The sequence below is a fragment of the Weizmannia sp. WK01 genome, from assembly GCF_025905465.1.
GTDB lineage: Bacteria > Bacillota > Bacilli > Bacillales > Bacillaceae_C > Weizmannia > Weizmannia faecalis.
Genome location: NZ_CP109616.1, coordinates 1,530,187 through 1,547,824, shown reverse-complemented (window position 1 = coordinate 1,547,824; position 17,638 = coordinate 1,530,187). Strand labels below are relative to the sequence as shown.

Genomic DNA, 17,638 nt, shown 5'->3' with positions numbered 1-17,638 from the left:
AAACCAGTCCCGTGAGATGGATCGATTACTTCAATTTTGATGGAATGTTCACTTTCCCGTTAATGATCTTTTGTTTCCAGTCTTTCACGGCCGATTTCATTTCAGGCGTTAAATTGTCCTGTGTCGGCGCAATCCCGATGGCATCTTCTTTCAAGCCGTAAACAATATTTTTCCCGCCCGGAAATTTGCCGTCTTTCGCTCTGGTCGATAAATCGATGACTGCCTTATCAACCCGTTTGACCATTGAAGTCAGTGTCACATTGTATTCCTTTCCTTTAACCGTTACCTTTCCTTCATCTGCCTGGTCGCGGTCCACACCGATCACCCAGACGTTTTTGTTCGGATCATTCTGTTTTATATTTTTCGCTTCTGTAAAGACGCCTTTCCCGCTGCCACCGGCTGCATGGTAAATCACGTCGATGCCAGATTTATACATTGCTGAAGCCATCGACTGTCCTTTGCTTGCATCATCAAACGAGCCGACATATTGAATTTGCACATTTGCTTTCGGATTGGCAGCTTTGACGCCCGCACGGAACCCGGCTGCGAATTTGTTGATCAAATCGCTGTCTGTCCCGCCGATAAATCCGATTTTATTGGTTTTTGTCGCCAGGCCTGCCACGACCCCGACAAGGAAGGAACCTTCTTGTTCTTTAAACGTAATGCTTGCCACATTTTTCTTTCCGGTAATGACATCGTCAATGATTGCGAAATTGGTATTTTTACGCTGATCCGCAATTTTTTCAATGGCCGGCTTCAGCTTATAGCCGACGCCGTAAACGAGGTCAAACTGGTTCCGGACGGCCGTGTTCAGATTTGTTGTGTAATCTGCATCCGATTTGGATTGCAAATAGTCAAAGCCGCCTTTACCTTTTGATAAGTGATTGTCCTTCCCGAACTGCTGTAAGCCTTCCCATGCCGACTGGTTAAAAGAACGATCGTCAATTCCGCCCGTATCGGTTACGAGTGCAACGGTGAACTTGTCCTTACCTTTGCTTGCGGAATTGTCGCTCTTTGTGCCGCATGCGCCGAGAAGCGTCCCTGCTGCCAGGACAGCGGCAAGAGCCAAACCAAATTTACGTTTTTTCACTTTTGTTCCCCCCGGGAAAGTTATTTTTGGATAACAGTCTTTAGAAACAGCCTATTATCCTGCTTACCGACATAAATATATCATTTTTTAATTGCGAAAGAAACATAAATTTATATTTTTGTCGAAAATAGTAAAACCTGCGCGCACCGCGGCGTTTTGTGGCCGCTAAGGTGCGCGCAGGTTTTTTCTTTGGCGTGCTATGAGCTCTGTTCTTCTGAAGGTTTCGGGATTAAAACCGCACGCGGCTTGCTGCCTTCATACGGCCCGACAACCCCTCTTGCCTCCATTGCATCAATCAGCCGCGCCGCCCTTGTATAGCCAATCCGGAAACGGCGCTGCAACATGGAGACGGAAGCGGTCTGCATTTCCGAGATTAAGAGAACCGCTTCATCATATAATTCATCGTCGAAATCCGGCTGGTCCTGAGGCTCTTCCGGAATCATCTCTTCCTGGTACTGTGCTTTTTGCTGGGAAATGACGAAATCAACAACTTCTTCAACTTCTTCATCGGAAAGATAAGCGCCCTGGACGCGTACCGGTTTGGAAGCCCCAACCGGCAAAAACAGCATGTCCCCGCGGCCAAGCAGTTTTTCCGCGCCACCCGTATCCAAAATCGTTCTCGAGTCAGTCGCCGAAGACACGGCAAAAGCGATTCTTGACGGGATGTTCGCTTTAATGACACCGGTAATGACATCAACAGACGGCCGTTGCGTGGCAATAATCAGATGAATACCTGCCGCCCGCGCCATTTGCGACAGCCGCGTAATGGAATCTTCCACATCGCCGCTTGCCACCATCATTAAATCGGCAAGCTCATCGATAATGACAACGATATAAGGCAAAAGCGGCTGCTTGTCCCCTGTTTCGATGTTGCTTTTTTTAATATGATCGTTGTATCCTTCGATGTTGCGTGTGCCGGTATGGGAAAAAAGCTCATACCTCCGCTCCATCTCATTCACGACTTTTTTCAGCGCCTGGGAAGCTTTTTTCGGATTGGTCACAACCGGTGCAAGCAAATGCGGGACACCGTTATAAACATTCAATTCGACCATTTTCGGGTCAATCATCATCATTTTCACTTCATGCGGTTTGGCGCGCATTAAGATGCTCGTAATGATCCCGTTAATGCACACGCTTTTCCCGCTCCCCGTTGCGCCGGCCACAAGCAGGTGAGGCATTTTATTCAGCTCTGCGAGTACCGCCTGCCCTGTAATATCCCGGCCCAGCCCGATCTGCAGTTTTGCCTGCGGGTTATTTTCCTTTCCTTCAAGCACTTCCCTGAGCGATACGACCGCGATTTCCTTATTCGGGACTTCGATGCCGATCGCTGATTTTCCCGGGATCGGCGCTTCCATCCGAATATCTTTCGCCGCCAGCGCAAGGGCAATGTCGTCACTTAAACTGACAATCTTGCTGACTTTCACGCCGACATCAGGGTGCACTTCGTATTTTGTAACGGCAGGCCCTAAATGCACCTGTGTTACACGCGCCTTGACCCCGAAGCTTTGGAAAGTCCGTTCAAGTTTTGCCGCATTGGCATGGATCGCTTTATATTCGCTGCTCTGGTCCGCTGCCCGCGGCCTATTTAACAGCGTCAGGGGTGGCAATTGATAGTCTTCATTTTCATACTCCGTAAACTGAATCGGAGGCGTATGGTCCTCTTCCGCTTCTGTATCCGGCGTTTCCGGCTGCGCTTCTTCCGCTTGCGGAGCCGTGCCGGCATACTGCTCCGTAAAGCTGGAAATAATCGGGGGAGGCGTTTCCTCGCCTGCCGGTCCGGCATCCCCGTCGCTGACTTCCCCGTCTGCGGAGGCGGATTGCGGCTGCGACGGCGCTTTCTGCCGTTTCTTTTCCTGTTTTTCTTTTTTGGCTTCCCGCCATGCCTGGAATTCTGTTTTCATCTGGTTCCATTGCTTTTTTAAAAACAGCCAGAGCCCTTCCAATGCCTTTTCCACATACGGGCTTATAGGCTTGCCCGTTAAAAGCATCAGAGCGATGAGCGCGAGTAAAACGCAAATGATTTTCGTACCCACCGAGTCAAATAAGAAATGGGAGGCCGCATATAAAATGGCACCTGCCATGCCGCCGCCGATCTGCGTACTGAAAATATTGCCGTGCACATCCCCGCCGAGCACAAGCTTCCACCAGATCTGCTCTTCCTGATGCCAGATCCTGATCGTATTTTCGACCGCGCTGTTGCCGGACAATTCATGCGCATTTGCCAATGACCCGATAAGCCGCTCATGGCAGTAAAGGAGGGCGCTCGCAAATAAAAGATAAAATCCGGTCATGCGGATAGTGAAAAATGCAGGCCATGCCCGTTTAATCATGAGAAAAACGCTGAGCACGACCAGAGAGGCAACCGCAACCCAGTACAGCCGGCCGAAGAAAAACCGGAAGAACAGAATCAGGGTTGTGCCCGTTTTGCCAATATGGTAAAGGGTAAAAATGCCGAGCGTAAGCAGGATAATACCGAGCAACTCAAACTTTAAATCTATCTTGATTTGTTCAGCAGCTTTTTTTCTTCTGCGCCGCTTTTTTTTCGCCATATAACCACCTTCGATAGTGAAAACGTATTTTTCAGTCTTGCCTGCCGGAACGGGATGCAAGAAAGCAGCCTGTGTGGCTGCTTGTTTTAACATATTATAGCATATTTGCGGCCCGGGTGGTTTACGGTCCGAAATGGCGGATCACATTTCCGGGTGCAAGCTCCGGATTCAGATAGTCGAAAGGATTGGAGCTGAGAATGCGGGTAATCCGGTATCCTTCATCAAGCTGCTCTGCCAGTACCGGCACGCCTTTTACGTTTAACATTTCAATTTTATTCCAGGCGTTTGCATCTTCAGGAAAAATCAACTCCTGCGGCATCATCGTATAGAGAATCATTGGATCAGCCCCTCTTTCCCTTTTTCATCCCGGTATTTTTCAATGAGGCTGTTTAATTTGCCAAGCGCTTTGCCAATCCCGCCCACTTCATCAATCAAACCGTACTGGACGGCTTCCTGACCGACAATATTGGTGCCGATATCCCTTGTCAAATTCCCTTTCGCAAACATTAAGTCTTTAAAAACCTCTTCTTCCACATGCGAATGCCGCGTCACAAACTTGATCACCCGTTCCTGCATTTTATCCAGATATTCAAACGTTTGCGGGACGCCAATGACAAGGCCTGTGAGCCGGATCGGATGAATCGTCATCGTCGCGGTTTCAGCAATAAAGGAATACGAACAGGATACAGCGATCGGCACGCCGATGGAATGCCCCCCGCCGAGCACAATCGAAACAGTGGGTTTGGAAAGGGAAGCAAGCATTTCGGAAATGGCAAGCCCGGCCTCCACGTCCCCTCCGACCGTGTTCAGAATGACGAGCACCCCTTCAATTTTCGGATTTTGTTCAATCGCTACAAGCTGGGGGATCATATGCTCATACTTTGTCGTTTTATTTTGGGGCGGCAGCTGCAGATGTCCTTCAATCTGGCCGACGATGGCCAGGCAGTGGATATTGGAGTCCTGCCCGAGCTGCGGCACATTTGTCTGGCCGAGCTGCTGGATTTTCTCTACAAGCGCGGATGCCGCATTTCCTTCTTTCGGTTCTTCTTTATTCGGTTGCTGGTCGCTCATTTTTCTAAAACCCCTTTTTGCCTGTAATGTAAGGGCGTGACGCCTTTACGCCTTATTATTTGCATGGAAGGGGTTTTCATACGGAAGCCCCGCGGTTTCCGGAACCGGAAGCGGGGCTTTGCTTTGCATTTTTAATGGTGCACCAGGCGGGCCTTGTGCCGCAATGAGCGCGGGCACGCGGGAACCCCCGCCCCGCCCTCTGTCGTTTAAGCATCAAACTTCCATAATAATTGGCAGGATCATCGGGCGCCTTTTCGTCTGCTCATATAAAAAGGAGCTGAGATGGTCGCGGATCCCCTGTTTAATACTCGTCCAGTCAAAAGCTTCCTGTGACGTGTTCTGCTCCACCACTTCTTTTACGATGTTGGACGAATGGCTGATCAGCTTTTCGGATTCGCGTACATAGACGAACCCGCGCGAGATAATTTCAGGGCCAGCAGCCAGTTTTTTATGCTTTTTATCAAGCGTGACGACGACAACCAATATCCCGTCCTGGCTTAAAAGTTTTCGATCCCGCAATACAATATTGCCGACATCGCCAACGCCGATTCCGTCAATGAGAATATTGCCGGAAGCAACCCGGCTGCTCGCTTGGAATTTGCCGTGCTTGTATTCCAATACTTCCCCGTTGCTGGAGATGATGACTGACTCTTTCGGCATCCCCGTTTTGTACGCCAGTTTTGCATGGGCATACAGGCTCCTGTATTCCCCCTGGATCGGGACAAAGTATTTAGGCCTCATTAAATCAAGCATCAGCTTTAAATCTTCCTGGCAGCCGTGGCCGGTCACATGAATTTTCCGGTCGCCCGCGTAAACATCGGCTCCTGCACGGTACAGCATGTCGATCGTTTTCGCCATGAACAGTTCCAGCCCCGGAGACGGCGTTGTGGCAAGGATAACCGTATCCCCTTTTTGAATATTGACCTGCTTATGGTTCTTTTTCGCCATTTTCTGGAGGACGAGAAACGGTTCCCCCTGGCTCCCTGTTGTCAAAATCGCCAGTTCTTCGTCCCGGTATTTTGAAATTTGTTGCAGCGGGATGATGAGATCCTCTGTCCGAGCCTGCAAGTATCCCAATTTTAATGCAATTTTATATATTTTTTCAAGATAATTTCCGACAAACGCAACTTTGCGGCCGGTAGCAGAAGCCGCATCGAGCACTTGCTGCACCCTGATTAAATTCGAGGCAAAGCTTGCGATAATAATCCGGCCCTTCGCATCGTAGAAAGCATCCGTTATTTCTTCCGCCACAACAGACTCATGGGTCGTGTAGCCTGGATGTTCCGCTTCCGTGCTGTCGGATAGTAACAGCAGCACGCCTTCTTCACCGATTTTCGACATTTTTCCGATTTCTGAACGATAATGCCCGCCCAGTTCCTGGTCAAATTTAAAATCGCCGGTATACACAATATTGCCTTTCGATGTGGAAATGCAAATGCCGACCGAGTCGGGAATGCTGTGCGTTGTTTTGAAAAAGCGAATATCGCAAGCCTCAAAATGGAGAACTGTGTCAGCGTCGATTTCCGTAAAGCGGATATGCTTTTTCACTTTTAGTTCCTTCAATTTTTCTTTCGCCAGCGCGACGGTAAACTTTGTGGCATACACCGGCACGTTCAATTTCATCAGGATATACGGCAGGGCACCAATCGCATCCTCATGCCCGTGTGTCAGGAAAATCCCTTTTATCCGCTGCCTGTTTTCCATTAAATAAGTAAAATCCGGGATGACGATATCGATCCCGAGCATTTCGTCTTCCGGTAGCATCAGCCCGGCATCGAGCACAAACAGATCCTCTCCGGTTTCCACCACGTACATATTCTTTCCGATTTCACCAATTCCTCCTAAAGGAATGACCTTAATGGTTTCGTTTTTTTCCTTACGCAAAATTCTTTTCCTCCCGTGTTGTCTGAAATTCTAGAGCAGGAATCACGTTTCTTTTTGATAGATCGCAAAGGGTTGCCGGATTCCGTCCGATACGGCTTTGCGCATATTCAAGTTTCCGGCATAAAAATAAGCGGCCGGCTCTCCCGCCGCATCCCTTTAAAAACGTCATACCTGGCATGAGGCGCCCGCACGATCACTTGCACCGTTCCGGTTCTATCGAAAAAGACTTTCTGAGCCCGTAAAAATAAATTGCTGTCCGATCCTTTCTCTTATGTATAGCTTAACCGAAAAGGGTATATCCGGTCAATGAAGAGCGTGTGATATTTCTATCGACAAATGCTGCCCATTTCCGCTAATCTGCTGTTTGCCGGAAGATTAGCGGAAACGGGGCCTGTTTTCCTTTCCCGAAGCCGGTATGGGATCACTTAAGCAAAAGAAAACGGCCCTGTCCGTTTTTCCGGAAGGGCCGTTTTTTTGCTTAAAGATCGCCAAGCAGGCGGTGAATGTTTTCCCGTTCTTCTTTTGTTAACGGAACGAGCGGGAGGCGGACGCCGCCGACATCCATCCCTTTTAATTGCAAAGCGGTTTTGACCGGTGCCGGATTAGGCGCCATAAACAGGCCGCGCATCAATGGAAGCAGCTTTTGATGCAGTTTTGCCGCTTTTGTTACATCCCCGGCAAAAAAGGCTTGCACCATTTCCTGTAGGGCCGGGCCGGCAACATGGGAAGCAACCGAAATCACACCCGCCCCGCCGATTGAAAGCACGGGAATTGTCAGGCCGTCATCCCCGCTGTACAATTCAAAATCATCCGGCGTACGGGCAATAATTTGCGCCATCGCATCCAAATTCCCGCTTGCTTCTTTTACTGCAACGATATTCGGGATTTTGGAAAGTTCGATGATCGTTTCCGGTTCAATATTGACAGCCGACCGGCCAGGGATATTGTAAATGACAACCGGGAGGCTGGTGGATTCCGCAATCGCTTTGAAATGGGCATACATGCCGGCCTGGTTCGGTTTGTTATAATACGGGCCAACAGCCATGACGGCATCAACGCCGCATGATTCCGCACGCTTCGTCAATTCGATCGAAGCATACGTATTGTTGCTCCCTGTTCCGGCAATGACCGGCACCCGCCCGTCTGACGTTTTCACAACCTGCTTGAACAGCGCAGTTTTTTCCTCAGGCGAAAGTGTCGGGGATTCCCCCGTTGTTCCCGCAACAACCAAAGATTCTGTTCCGTTTTCAATTAAATAATCAACCAGCTTTGCCGCCTTTTGCAAATCCAGATTCCCTTTATGGTCAAAAGGCGTCACCATTGCCGTTGAAACTTTTCCGAAACGACTCATACTTACACTCCTCATCCTGCCAGGTTTTGCAAGTTGCAAGGTGAAAACACCCGGCAGAAAATCTTTCATTTTTTACGCATGAATTTCATACGTTTCCGTTTCGCTTTCTAAATTAAAGGCATCATGAAGGGCATTGACCGCTGTAACCAGATCTTCCTGCTTCACCAGCACCCAGATGGTTGTATGGCTGTCAGCAGACTGTAAAATCCGGATCCCTTTTTCGGAAAGCGCCGACACGATTTTATACGTGATACCCGGCACGCCCGCAATCCCGGCGCCGACAATCGATACTTTGGCGCAGTTCCGTTCAATTACCGGTTCATGCCCCAGTTTTTTCAGCACCGCTTCAGCCCGGTTTGCCACCTCTCCTGAAACCGTGTAGACAACGCTTGTCGGGGAAATATTGATAAAATCGACACTGATATTTTCAGCAGCCATCGCTTTAAACACAACCGTCTGCAAATCATACTGCCCGTCTTTTGCATATACTTTGATCTGTGAAACATTCGGTACATGCGCAATTCCGGTAACAGTGCGTTCTTTTATATCGGTCCCGAGTTTCTGACGGTGGCTTAAAGATGTGACAAGCGTACCGATATCGTCGGAATAAGTGGACCGGATGCGGATCGGCACTTTCGACTGCATCGCGATTTCAACGGCGCGCGGATGGATCACTTTTGCGCCCTGGTAAGCCATATTGCAGACCTCGTTATACGTGACAACCTGAAGCTTCCGCGCATTTTCAGCAATCCGCGGGTCAGCTGTCATGATGCCTTCCACATCGGTAAAAATATCAATCCACTCCGCCTGAAGCGCAGCACCGAGCGCCGCAGCGGATGTGTCACTGCCCCCGCGTCCGAGCGTGGTGACGTCCCCGTTTTTTGCGGCTCCTTGAAATCCTGCAACGACGACAACATCGTGCAGTTTCAGTTCACGCAGGACACGGTCGCACTTCATGTCCGTGATTTTCGCATTGGTATGCTCCGCGTTCGTGTGGAAACCGGCTTGCGCACCGGTCAGGGCACACGCACTGATGCCGTGTGCGTTTAACATATTGGCAAACACAAGGCTGGAGATGATTTCGCCGGTTGACAACAGTAAATCCTGCTCACGCCTGCTTAAACAGGTGTCGGATCCGCCAACGAGTGACAGGAGCGTATCTGTTGCATACGGTTCCCCTTTGCGACCCATCGCCGAAACGACGGCAACCACCTTATAGCCTTCTTCCAGCGCTTTTTCTACATGATGTTTGGCATGCATTCTTGCATCATGATCCCGTACGGATGTGCCGCCGAATTTTTGGACAACGATTTTCAATGAAGAACACCTCTGTTATGAACTGATAAATAAGAACAGTGATTCCGGTAACGTGCGGGCTTTGCCGGCCGTTTTTTTGTCAAAGGCCGTTTTAAGGGCCGGCCGTTTTTAAACCGTTTCCTTCCCGGCCGGAAAGGAAACGGCATACGTGTCCATAAAATATATCAGGAAATGGAACCCTCTCCGATACCGGATTCCGGCATAACTTTTCTTTCCCTATATCTTATCACCAATATTGCAAAAAGGTCAGCCTAAATTGTCCACAAATCAGATGAGCCCCATCCTGATCAGGCTTTCCGCAATCTGGATGGAATTTGAGGCAGCGCCTTTCAGCAAATTGTCGGAAACAACCCACATATGGAATCCGTTGTCTTCATCCGGGTCTTTGCGGATCCGCCCGACAAATGTGTCATACTTGCCGACCGCATTGACGGCCATCGGGTAAATCTGTTCTTCGGGGCGGTCTTCCAGTACAACACCAGGTGCAGACGCGAGCACTTCCCGGATCTGCCCAGCATTTATGCCGTCCTTTTCGGTTTCAAAATAAACCGATTCCGAGTGGCCGGTTGCAACCGGAATCCGAACGCATGTGGCGGAAACTTTTAATTCCGGCATATGCATGATTTTTTTCGTTTCGTTGATCATTTTCATTTCTTCAAATGTAAAGCCGTTGTCCGTAAACACATCGATTTGCGGGATGGCATTAAACGCAATCTGGTAATGCTTTTTGTCACCTTTTACCGGCAGTACATGCGGCTCGTAAGTCTGCCCTTCAAGCAACGCCTTCGTCTCGTCGTTCAGCTCCTGGATGGCAGCCGCGCCCGAACCGGAGACAGCCTGGTACGTGGAAACGAGCACCCGCTTCAGGCCGAAATTTTTGCGGACGGGTTCCAACGCAACAACCATCTGGATCGTCGAGCAGTTCGGATTGGCGATGATGCCGTTATGTTTTTGAATGTCTTCTTCGTTTACTTCCGGGACCACAAGCGGCACTTCTGGGTCCATGCGGAAGGCGCTCGTATTGTCAATGACAATTGCCCCGCGTTTCACCGCTTCCGGCGCAAACTTTTTCGACACGCTCCCGCCTGCGCTGAAAAGGGCGATATCCACTCCTTCAAAGCTTTCCGGCACCGCTTCTTGGACCGTAATTTCTTCCCCGTTTACCGTTATTTTTTTGCCGGCGGAACGCGAAGATGACAGCAGCGTCAATTTGTTATACGGAAATTTGCGGTTTACCAAAGTTTTAATCATTTGCTGGCCGACAGCGCCGGTTGCCCCGACAACAGCTACGTGATAACCTGATGTGTTTGCCATTGGCGTATTCCCCTTCCAATTCCAAAACCAAATTCATTTTTATAGCTATTATTGTATCACAAGTCTTCCGGCACCGTGTGTATTTTTTTAATTTTAAATCGGTTTCAATTTGATTTTCCGTTGCGGAAACGTTCGACAATGACAGGCTGGATTTGTTTCCCCTCGAGTGCAAGCGAAACCGTATCGACAAGGGCAGTCATTCTCGCCACCATTGAATTCGGTTTGTTGACCGGGTCGTCCTGCCCGTACGGAATAAAATAGATGTTTTTCGTTGCCATCAGCCGCATCAAATTCACGCCGTTTAATCCGAGCGCATCATTGGTCGAAATGCCGAGCACAACCGGTTTCAAATTGCGGAGCGTCGCTTTTGCCGCCATTAGCACTGGGGAATCAGTGAGTGCATTAGCTAGCTTGCTCATCGTAAATCCGGTCAGGGGCGCAATCACCATGCAGTCAAGCGGCAAGGTTGGCCCGAGCGGCTCGGCTTCAACAATCGAATCAATCGCTTTTTGCCCGGTGCATTTTTCGATTTTCTCCACCCATTCCGAGCCTTTGCCGAATCTTGTATCCGTCGTTTTCACCGTGTGCGTGACAACCGGGATGACTTCTGCTCCCGATGCCACGAGCTTTTCAATTTCAGGAAAAACAGCCGCGTAAGTGCAATGGGAGCCGGTTAAGCCGAAGCCGATTCTTTTACCCTTTACATCCATGGCGATGACCCCTTTCTTTTTAAAACGTCTTCTTCAATCAGCCGGCCGAGCACATTCCCGAGTATCCGCCCAGCTGTTTTTGGCGCGACAATGCCGGGCAGGCTCGGTGCCAGCATCGCTTTAATGCCGCGCTTTTCGGCATAGCGGAAATCCGTCCCGCCCGGTTTGGAGGCAATATCCAGAATGAGCGTATGCGAAGGCATCTTTTGGATAACGGATGCATTGACGATCAAGTGTGGAACCGTATTAATGCAGATGTCAATGTCTTTTACTTCCTGTTCAAGATCGTTTAAATGAAAAGGCGCAAGCCCCATCTCCGTTATCCTCGCAAGATGTTCGCTTTTTCTCGCGCCGACTTTCACCTTCGCACCGAGATAGTGGAAAGCACGGGCAACGCTCATTCCGACCCTGCCAAGGCCGAGGACGGCAACGTTTGAGCCGTGAATCGTAAATTCCGTGTTCTGGATGGCCATCATGATCGTTCCTTCGACGGTCGGAATCGAATTATAGATGGCCACATCGTCCCGTTCGAATAGTTTCACAAGGCGGCGGCCCGCTTTTTTCACAATTTGTTCCAAATAAGGATTACTGATGCCGGTATAGATTGTAAAATAAGGCGGCGTTTCAGCCAGCATATCACCGGTCAGCACAACTTCTTCGTTTGAAAAAATCAAATCGATTTTCCCGTCGTCCGCTGTCCCGGTAATCGGCAAAATGACGCAATCCATTTCCGAAAATCGGATATCTTTAAATTTTTCTTTCGTGACGCCGGAATACACAAAATCAAGCTGTTCAAATCCGATCAATGAAATTTTCGCATCGAGATCCGCAAGTTTCCGGATCACTTCCAGTTGGCGCGCATCTCCGCCTATGATGGCAATTTGGACGCCGGTCAACAAATGCCTCACCTTCTTTTCCATGTGCATGGGGGATTCCCCATATCTTATGGCGGCGGCATGTTTTTTGTGAAAAAAGGCAAAGAAAAATGCCGGAACACCCGGCATGCTTCTTTGCCTTTTTAATAGCTGTACTGGTTTTCAGGCACTTCCAAAATCATCATATCGGCACCAATCGTTCTGATCCGGTTCCACGGGACGCGGATCTCGTTCGCTTGTTTTTTAAACCGCCTTCCGACCGGGATGATCAGGGCCTCCACTTTTCCGCTCGCTTCATCAATTTCAAGGTCCGTTGCGCCCAATACCCCGAGCCGTTCCGCTTTTTTAAAATCGACCATTTCTTTTCCGCTGAGTTCGCTGAGCCGCATATTCCCCCTTCTTTCTCTCATGGACTGATTCCATTTTATGCGGGGGATGGAAAAGATATGCCGTCTTTAAGACAGCCGCTCCGGCAATTTTCCGTCCGGGCTGATTAAAGATGCCGAATACGGTTTGGAGAAAATCTCCCTCGCACAAGCATTGACTTTTTCCACGGTGACACGGTCGATTTCCTCGAGCATTTCATCAAGCGAACGGTGCTTCTTTAATAACAGTTCGTTCTTTCCGTTCCGGCTCATGCGGCTGTTCGTGCTCTCCAAGCTGAGCATGAGGCTCCCTTTTAACTGTTCTTTACAGTTTCGTACTTCTTTTTCTGTTACCCCTTTTGCTTTCAGCGTCTGCAGCGTCTCCTGCACCGTCTCAAACAGCTCGTCCAATTGGGAGGCGCCCGTTCCGCCGTAAATCGTTAAAATGCCGCTGTCCTTATAGGCGGTATGGTAGGAATACACCGAATAGGCAAGCCCCCGCTGTTCCCGTACATTTTGGAAAAGGCGGGAGGACATGCTGCCACCTAATATATTATTCAGGACAATCAGCTCATAAATATCGTCACTGCCGATTTTCTTTCCCTCAAAGCCGAGGCAGAGATGGGCCTGTTCTGTTTCTTTTTTGCGCGCAAGGTCATTCGTATGAAAAACGGCCGTTTCACCGCCTGTCTCTTCCTTCCCGCCTTCATAGGAACCGAACAACGCTTCAATCTCCTTTACGAAAGACGGCGGCACATTGCCGGCAACGGAGACGACAACGCGGTCAGGGGTATACATATCATATACATATTGATGGAGATCGTCGCTCGTAAACGATGCAAGCGTTTCTTCCGTCCCTAAAATCGGATAGCCGAGCGGATGGTTTTCATAAATGGCCTTGCCAAGCAAATCGTGGACAATATCGTCCGGCGTATCTTCATACATTTTGATTTCTTCATTGACAACGCTTTTTTCGCGTTCCATTTCATCTTCTGAAAAAGTGGAGTGGAAAAACATGTCCGACAGAATTTCAAGCGCGAGCGGTGCATGCGTGTCGAGCACTTTCGCATAAAAGCATGTATATTCTTTCGACGTAAAAGCATTCACCTGGCCGCCAATGGCATCAAAGGCCTCGGCAATGTCTTTTGCGCTCCTTTTTTCCGTCCCTTTGAAAAACATATGCTCAAGAAAATGGGAAATGCCATTGTTTTTTTCATTTTCATTTCTCGAACCGGTGCCGATCCAAATGCCGATCGCAACCGAACGGACAGTTGGAATTTCTTCCAGTACAATCCTCAAGCCGTTATGGCAAGTATATTTTTGTATCATGTTGTGCCTCCTCGCAGTCTCATTTCACTCTGTGCCGTCTTTTGTATCAGCGGGATCCTTTTCGCTGTTTAAAAATGTTCCGTCCTCATTTTTAATGATTCTTTCCTCATCGAGCAATTTTGAAACGGTTCCGACTTGTAAATTTTTCTTTTCCAGCCTGGCAATCAACGGTTCCAACGCTTTCGCTGTAGAAGCGGTCGGATGCATTAAAATAAGCGAACCGCCCTGTGCTTTCGCAGTCACGCGCTCTACAATCGTCTCCGGGGAGGGGTTCTGCCAGTCGACCGTATCGACCGTCCACATGATCGTTTCCATTCCCATTGATTTTGCGATGCTTACCGCTTCATCCCGGTAACTGCCGCTTGGCGGGGCAAACCACTTCACTTTTTCTTCCGTAATCGCTTCAAGCACCCGGTTTGTCTTCACCAGCTGGCTTTTGATCTTTGATTCCGGCAAAGTGCTAAAATCGGGGTGGGTATAGGAATGGTTCCCGGTTTCATGCCCGCCGCTTACAATCATGCGGGCAAGCTCAGGGTTTTCTTTTGCCCATCGCCCCTCTAAGAAAAAGGTAGCATGAAGATGATGCTTTTTTAAAGTTTTTAGCATATCCGGCAAATATTCATTCCCCCATGCGACATTGATTAAAAAAGCAACCATTGGTTTATCCGGATTTCCCGTATAGACGGGGGCCGGGTCCAGATCTTTAAGGTGGACGGCAGGGGGAATTTGTTTAAATACCAGTTTGCGTTCGTCGTAACGGCCGTCCTGTTTCATTTTCGAGTAAGAAGCTTTTTTGTCCACTTCCACCCCGTTATAGCCGGGGATCGCCTTCCAAACCCTGTCAATCTTGGCATTTTCCGGCGGACGGTAAAACCGTTCTGCAGCCTGTTCAATTTTTTCCTGAAGCTCGTTCTCTTTTGTGCTAAAGGCGGCCCGCTCCTGCAAATACCGGGTGGAAAGCGGATTTCCCGCAAGCAACAATGCTAGAATAGCAATCAAGCCAAGCGCAATCAAGCGTTTTGCTTTATTCACGTTATTTTCCCCCTTCTTTAAAAAAAGTATGAAAAGGGAAAGGGGCATAGAACGGGCGCGCGGGACAAATAAAAAAAGCCAGGGCTCCCTGACTTTCATCACGATTTATTTTCTTTTTTTTGCTGCTCCTTTAAAACAGCTTTGCGGGAAAGGTTGATGCGCCCGTGGCTGTCAATATCCGTCACTTTGACCAGAATTTCATCGCCGATTTTGACAACATCTTCGACTTTCCGGACGCGTTCTTCGGCGAGTTCGGAAATGTGGACAAGGCCGTCTTTGCCGTTAAAGATTTCCACAAAAGCGCCAAATTTTTCGATCCGTTTTACTTTACCGAGATAAACCTTGCCGACTTCGACTTCCCGGACAATATCCTCAATCAATTTCTTCGCTTTGTTGTTTGCCTCTTCGTCCGTCGAAGAAATAAAGATGGTGCCATCCTGTTCAATGTCAATTTTCACGCCGGTTTCGTCAATGATTTTATTGATTTGTTTACCGCTTGGCCCGATGACGTCGCGGATTTTATCCGGATGAATGGTCATCGTTAAAATCTTCGGCGCATAGACGGACAAATGGTCACGTGTTTTCGAAATCGTCGACATCATATGGTCGAGAATCTGCATTCTGCCCTTTCTCGCCTGCTGCAACGCTTCTTCCAGTATCTCCCTTGACAGTCCTGCAATTTTAATATCCATTTGCAGCGCGGTGACGCCCTTCGACGTGCCGGCCACTTTAAAGTCCATATCGCCGAGATGGTCTTCCATGCCCTGGATATCGGTTAAAATCGTATAATGTTCGCCGGATTTCACAAGCCCCATCGCAATCCCAGCAACCGGCGCTTTAATCGGAATGCCGGCATCCATCATGGCAAGGGTGGATGCGCAAATGCTTGCCTGTGAAGTGGAGCCGTTCGATTCGAGCACCTCGGATACAAGCCGGATCGTGTACGGAAATTCTTTTTCATCCGGAATGACCGGTTCCAGCGCACGTTCACCCAGTGCCCCGTGCCCGATTTCGCGGCGGCCCGGCCCTCTCATTGGCCCGGTTTCCCCGACGCTGAATGAAGGGAAATTGTAATGGTGCATAAACCGTTTTGACTCTTCAATGCCGAGCCCGTCCAAAATTTGCACGTCGCCTAAAGCGCCTAACGTACAAATGCTTAAAGCCTGTGTTTGCCCGCGGGTAAACAACCCGGAACCGTGCGTGCGCGGCAAAACCCCGACTTCGGAGGAAAGCGGCCGGATTTCATCGATTTTGCGGCCGTCCGGGCGAATTTTATCGACCGTGATCAGCTTGCGGACTTCTTCTTTTTCAATATCGTGCAAAATTTGTTTAACCTGCTTGACCGTTTCTTCATCGGCTTCTTCTGCTTCAAATTGGGCAAGCACCTCATCGCCCACTTTTCTGATCGCTTCTTCGCGCGCTTTCTTCTCATGAACCTGGATGGCTTCAATCATTTTTTTCCGGCACATGCCGCTGACTTTTTCCACCAGTTCTTCGTCAAGTTCGAACAATTCGACAGCCATTTTCTCTTTCCCGATTTCTGCCACAATTTTTTCCTGGAAAGCAATCAGGCGCTTGATTTCCTCATGCCCGAACATGATCGCTTCAAGCATCACTTCTTCCGGCACTTCTTTCGCACCCGCTTCAACCATATTAATGGCGTCTTTTGTGCCGGCAACGGTTAAATGGATGTCGCTTTTTTCCATCTGTTCCACGGTCGGGTTGATGAGGAACTTGCCGTCCACCCTTCCGACGATGACGCCGGCAATCGGGCCTTCAAACGGAATATCGGAGACGGAAAGTGCGAGCGAAGACCCGAGCATTGCTGCCATTTCCGGCGTGCAGTCCTGGTCGACGCTCATGACCATGCTGACGACCTGCACTTCATTGCGGAAGCCGTCGGCAAAGAGTGGGCGGATCGGCCTGTCAATCAGCCGACTTGACAAAATGGCTTTTTCGCTCGGGCGCCCTTCTCTTTTGATAAAGCCGCCCGGAATTTTCCCGACAGCATATAGCCGTTCCTCATAATTTACGGTCAGTGGAAAAAAGTCCACATTTTTCGGTTCTTTAGAAGCGGTTGCTGTACTGAGGACAGCCGTTTCGCCGTAACGGACGAGTGCAGCACCGTTTGCCTGTTTTGCGAGCTGGCCGATCTCCACGGTGAGCGGGCGGCCGGCCCAATCTATCGTATAGGTATGTTTATCCTGTACCATACAGATGAAAATCTCCTTTCTTTTTGCCTATATTGTTTCACATTTATGCAAAGATAAGCACGGGTAATGATTCAAAAACGAATCAACCGTTTGCTATGTATGTACAAGCCGCGCCAGGTCAGTGCGAAAACCCGGCGGCAATTTGAAATACATCTGTTCCCAAAATTAAGGGGGGAAAAACACATTGCAAAAAAGCGGGAATACTCCCGCTTTTTGCATTCTGCATTTTTTTATCGGCGCAAGCCCAGCCGGTTAATCAATTCACGGTAACGATGCACATCTTTATTGCGCAGATAGGTCAACAAATTACGCCGTCTCCCTACCATTTTCATCAAGCCGCGGCGTGAATGGTGGTCTTTTTTATGGACACGCAAATGATCGTTCAATTTGTTGATTTCTTCTGTCAATACAGCAATTTGCACTTCCGGAGAACCGGTATCGTTCTCGTGGATTTTAAATTGGTTGATGATTTCATTTTTACGTTCTTTTGAAATCGCCATCCTGTTCACCTCCTCTGTTTCCTATCCCCTGTTGCCGA

The 17,638-nt window shown here is 49.1% G+C and carries 15 protein-coding genes; all 15 read right to left on the bottom strand.

Going from position 1 to position 17,638, the window contains the following annotated elements; genetic code table 11:
* Window positions 1-25 precede the first annotated feature (25 nt).
* A complete protein-coding gene (locus OF158_RS07150) occupies window positions 26-1,090 on the bottom strand; it encodes a BMP family lipoprotein (protein WP_014098513.1) in 1,065 nt (354 codons plus the stop codon).
* A 197-nt stretch (window positions 1,091-1,287) separates the two neighbouring features.
* Window positions 1,288-3,639: a DNA translocase FtsK gene (locus OF158_RS07145; protein ID WP_035181725.1), complete on the bottom strand. Its 2,352-nt coding sequence runs from the start codon at window positions 3,637-3,639 to the stop codon at window positions 1,288-1,290.
* 121 nt (window positions 3,640-3,760) lie between these two features.
* Window positions 3,761-3,976 carry a YlzJ-like family protein gene (locus OF158_RS07140; protein WP_013859150.1) on the bottom strand — a complete coding sequence of 72 codons (216 nt, stop codon included), beginning with the start codon at window positions 3,974-3,976 and terminating at the stop codon, window positions 3,761-3,763.
* Window positions 3,973-4,710, bottom strand: coding sequence for a ClpP family protease (locus tag OF158_RS07135; RefSeq protein ID WP_014098516.1), 738 nt, complete (start codon window positions 4,708-4,710; stop codon window positions 3,973-3,975). Before OF158_RS07135 ends, OF158_RS07140 begins: the two co-directional genes overlap by 4 nt.
* A gap of 213 nt (window positions 4,711-4,923) precedes the next feature.
* A complete protein-coding gene (locus OF158_RS07130; protein ID WP_035181728.1) occupies window positions 4,924-6,594 on the bottom strand; it encodes a ribonuclease J in 1,671 nt (556 codons plus the stop codon).
* Between the two features lie 478 nt (window positions 6,595-7,072).
* A complete protein-coding gene (gene dapA / locus OF158_RS07125) occupies window positions 7,073-7,945 on the bottom strand; it encodes a 4-hydroxy-tetrahydrodipicolinate synthase (RefSeq protein WP_017551548.1) in 873 nt (290 codons plus the stop codon).
* A 72-nt stretch (window positions 7,946-8,017) separates the two neighbouring features.
* A complete protein-coding gene (gene dapG, locus OF158_RS07120) occupies window positions 8,018-9,262 on the bottom strand; it encodes an aspartate kinase (protein ID WP_017551547.1) in 1,245 nt (414 codons plus the stop codon).
* 267 nt (window positions 9,263-9,529) lie between these two features.
* Window positions 9,530-10,576 carry an aspartate-semialdehyde dehydrogenase gene (locus OF158_RS07115; protein ID WP_026104627.1) on the bottom strand — a complete coding sequence of 349 codons (1,047 nt, stop codon included), beginning with the start codon at window positions 10,574-10,576 and terminating at the stop codon, window positions 9,530-9,532.
* A gap of 104 nt (window positions 10,577-10,680) precedes the next feature.
* Window positions 10,681-11,286, bottom strand: a complete 606-nt coding sequence (locus OF158_RS07110; RefSeq protein WP_035181731.1) for a dipicolinate synthase subunit B — start codon at window positions 11,284-11,286, stop codon at window positions 10,681-10,683.
* Window positions 11,277-12,185 carry a dipicolinic acid synthetase subunit A gene (dpaA, locus tag OF158_RS07105; RefSeq protein ID WP_257737691.1) on the bottom strand — a complete coding sequence of 303 codons (909 nt, stop codon included), beginning with the start codon at window positions 12,183-12,185 and terminating at the stop codon, window positions 11,277-11,279. The genes OF158_RS07110 and dpaA overlap by 10 nt, the downstream gene beginning before the upstream one ends.
* 119 nt (window positions 12,186-12,304) lie before the next feature.
* The gene (locus tag OF158_RS07100; RefSeq protein ID WP_014095405.1) at window positions 12,305-12,550 is read right to left on the bottom strand and encodes a YlmC/YmxH family sporulation protein; all 246 of its coding nucleotides are present in this window, start codon (window positions 12,548-12,550) and stop codon (window positions 12,305-12,307) included.
* A gap of 66 nt (window positions 12,551-12,616) precedes the next feature.
* Entirely contained in the window at window positions 12,617-13,855 is a 1,239-nt protein-coding gene (locus tag OF158_RS07095) for a M16 family metallopeptidase (protein WP_035181733.1), read from the bottom strand.
* Between the two features lie 24 nt (window positions 13,856-13,879).
* Window positions 13,880-14,986 carry a polysaccharide deacetylase family protein gene (locus OF158_RS07090; RefSeq protein WP_014095407.1) on the bottom strand — a complete coding sequence of 369 codons (1,107 nt, stop codon included), beginning with the start codon at window positions 14,984-14,986 and terminating at the stop codon, window positions 13,880-13,882.
* Entirely contained in the window at window positions 14,986-17,100 is a 2,115-nt protein-coding gene (pnp, locus tag OF158_RS07085; RefSeq protein ID WP_014095408.1) for a polyribonucleotide nucleotidyltransferase, read from the bottom strand. Before pnp ends, OF158_RS07090 begins: the two co-directional genes overlap by 1 nt.
* Window positions 17,101-17,330: 230 nt before the next feature.
* Entirely contained in the window at window positions 17,331-17,600 is a 270-nt protein-coding gene (gene rpsO / locus OF158_RS07080; RefSeq protein ID WP_013859138.1) for a 30S ribosomal protein S15, read from the bottom strand.
* Window positions 17,601-17,638: the final 38 nt, after the last annotated feature.

Bases quoted from the DNA above. Each gene is read 5' to 3' on its own strand.
- OF158_RS07115 (WP_026104627.1), bottom strand. From the start codon at position 10,576: ATGGCAAACACATCAGGTTATCACGTAGCTGTTGTCGGGGCAACCGGC.
- OF158_RS07090 (WP_014095407.1), bottom strand. From the start codon at position 14,986: ATGAAAGTCAGGGAGCCCTGGCTTTTTTTATTTGTCCCGCGCGCCCGT.
- dapA (WP_017551548.1), bottom strand. From the start codon at position 7,945: ATGAGTCGTTTCGGAAAAGTTTCAACGGCAATGGTGACGCCTTTTGAC.
- OF158_RS07140 (WP_013859150.1), bottom strand. From the start codon at position 3,976: ATGATTCTCTATACGATGATGCCGCAGGAGTTGATTTTTCCTGAAGAT.
- pnp (WP_014095408.1), bottom strand. From the start codon at position 17,100: ATGGTACAGGATAAACATACCTATACGATAGATTGGGCCGGCCGCCCG.
- OF158_RS07100 (WP_014095405.1), bottom strand. From the start codon at position 12,550: ATGCGGCTCAGCGAACTCAGCGGAAAAGAAATGGTCGATTTTAAAAAA.
- OF158_RS07095 (WP_035181733.1), bottom strand. From the start codon at position 13,855: ATGATACAAAAATATACTTGCCATAACGGCTTGAGGATTGTACTGGAA.
- OF158_RS07145 (WP_035181725.1), bottom strand. From the start codon at position 3,639: ATGGCGAAAAAAAAGCGGCGCAGAAGAAAAAAAGCTGCTGAACAAATC.
- rpsO (WP_013859138.1), bottom strand. From the start codon at position 17,600: ATGGCGATTTCAAAAGAACGTAAAAATGAAATCATCAACCAATTTAAA.
- OF158_RS07135 (WP_014098516.1), bottom strand. From the start codon at position 4,710: ATGAGCGACCAGCAACCGAATAAAGAAGAACCGAAAGAAGGAAATGCG.
- OF158_RS07110 (WP_035181731.1), bottom strand. From the start codon at position 11,286: ATGGATGTAAAGGGTAAAAGAATCGGCTTCGGCTTAACCGGCTCCCAT.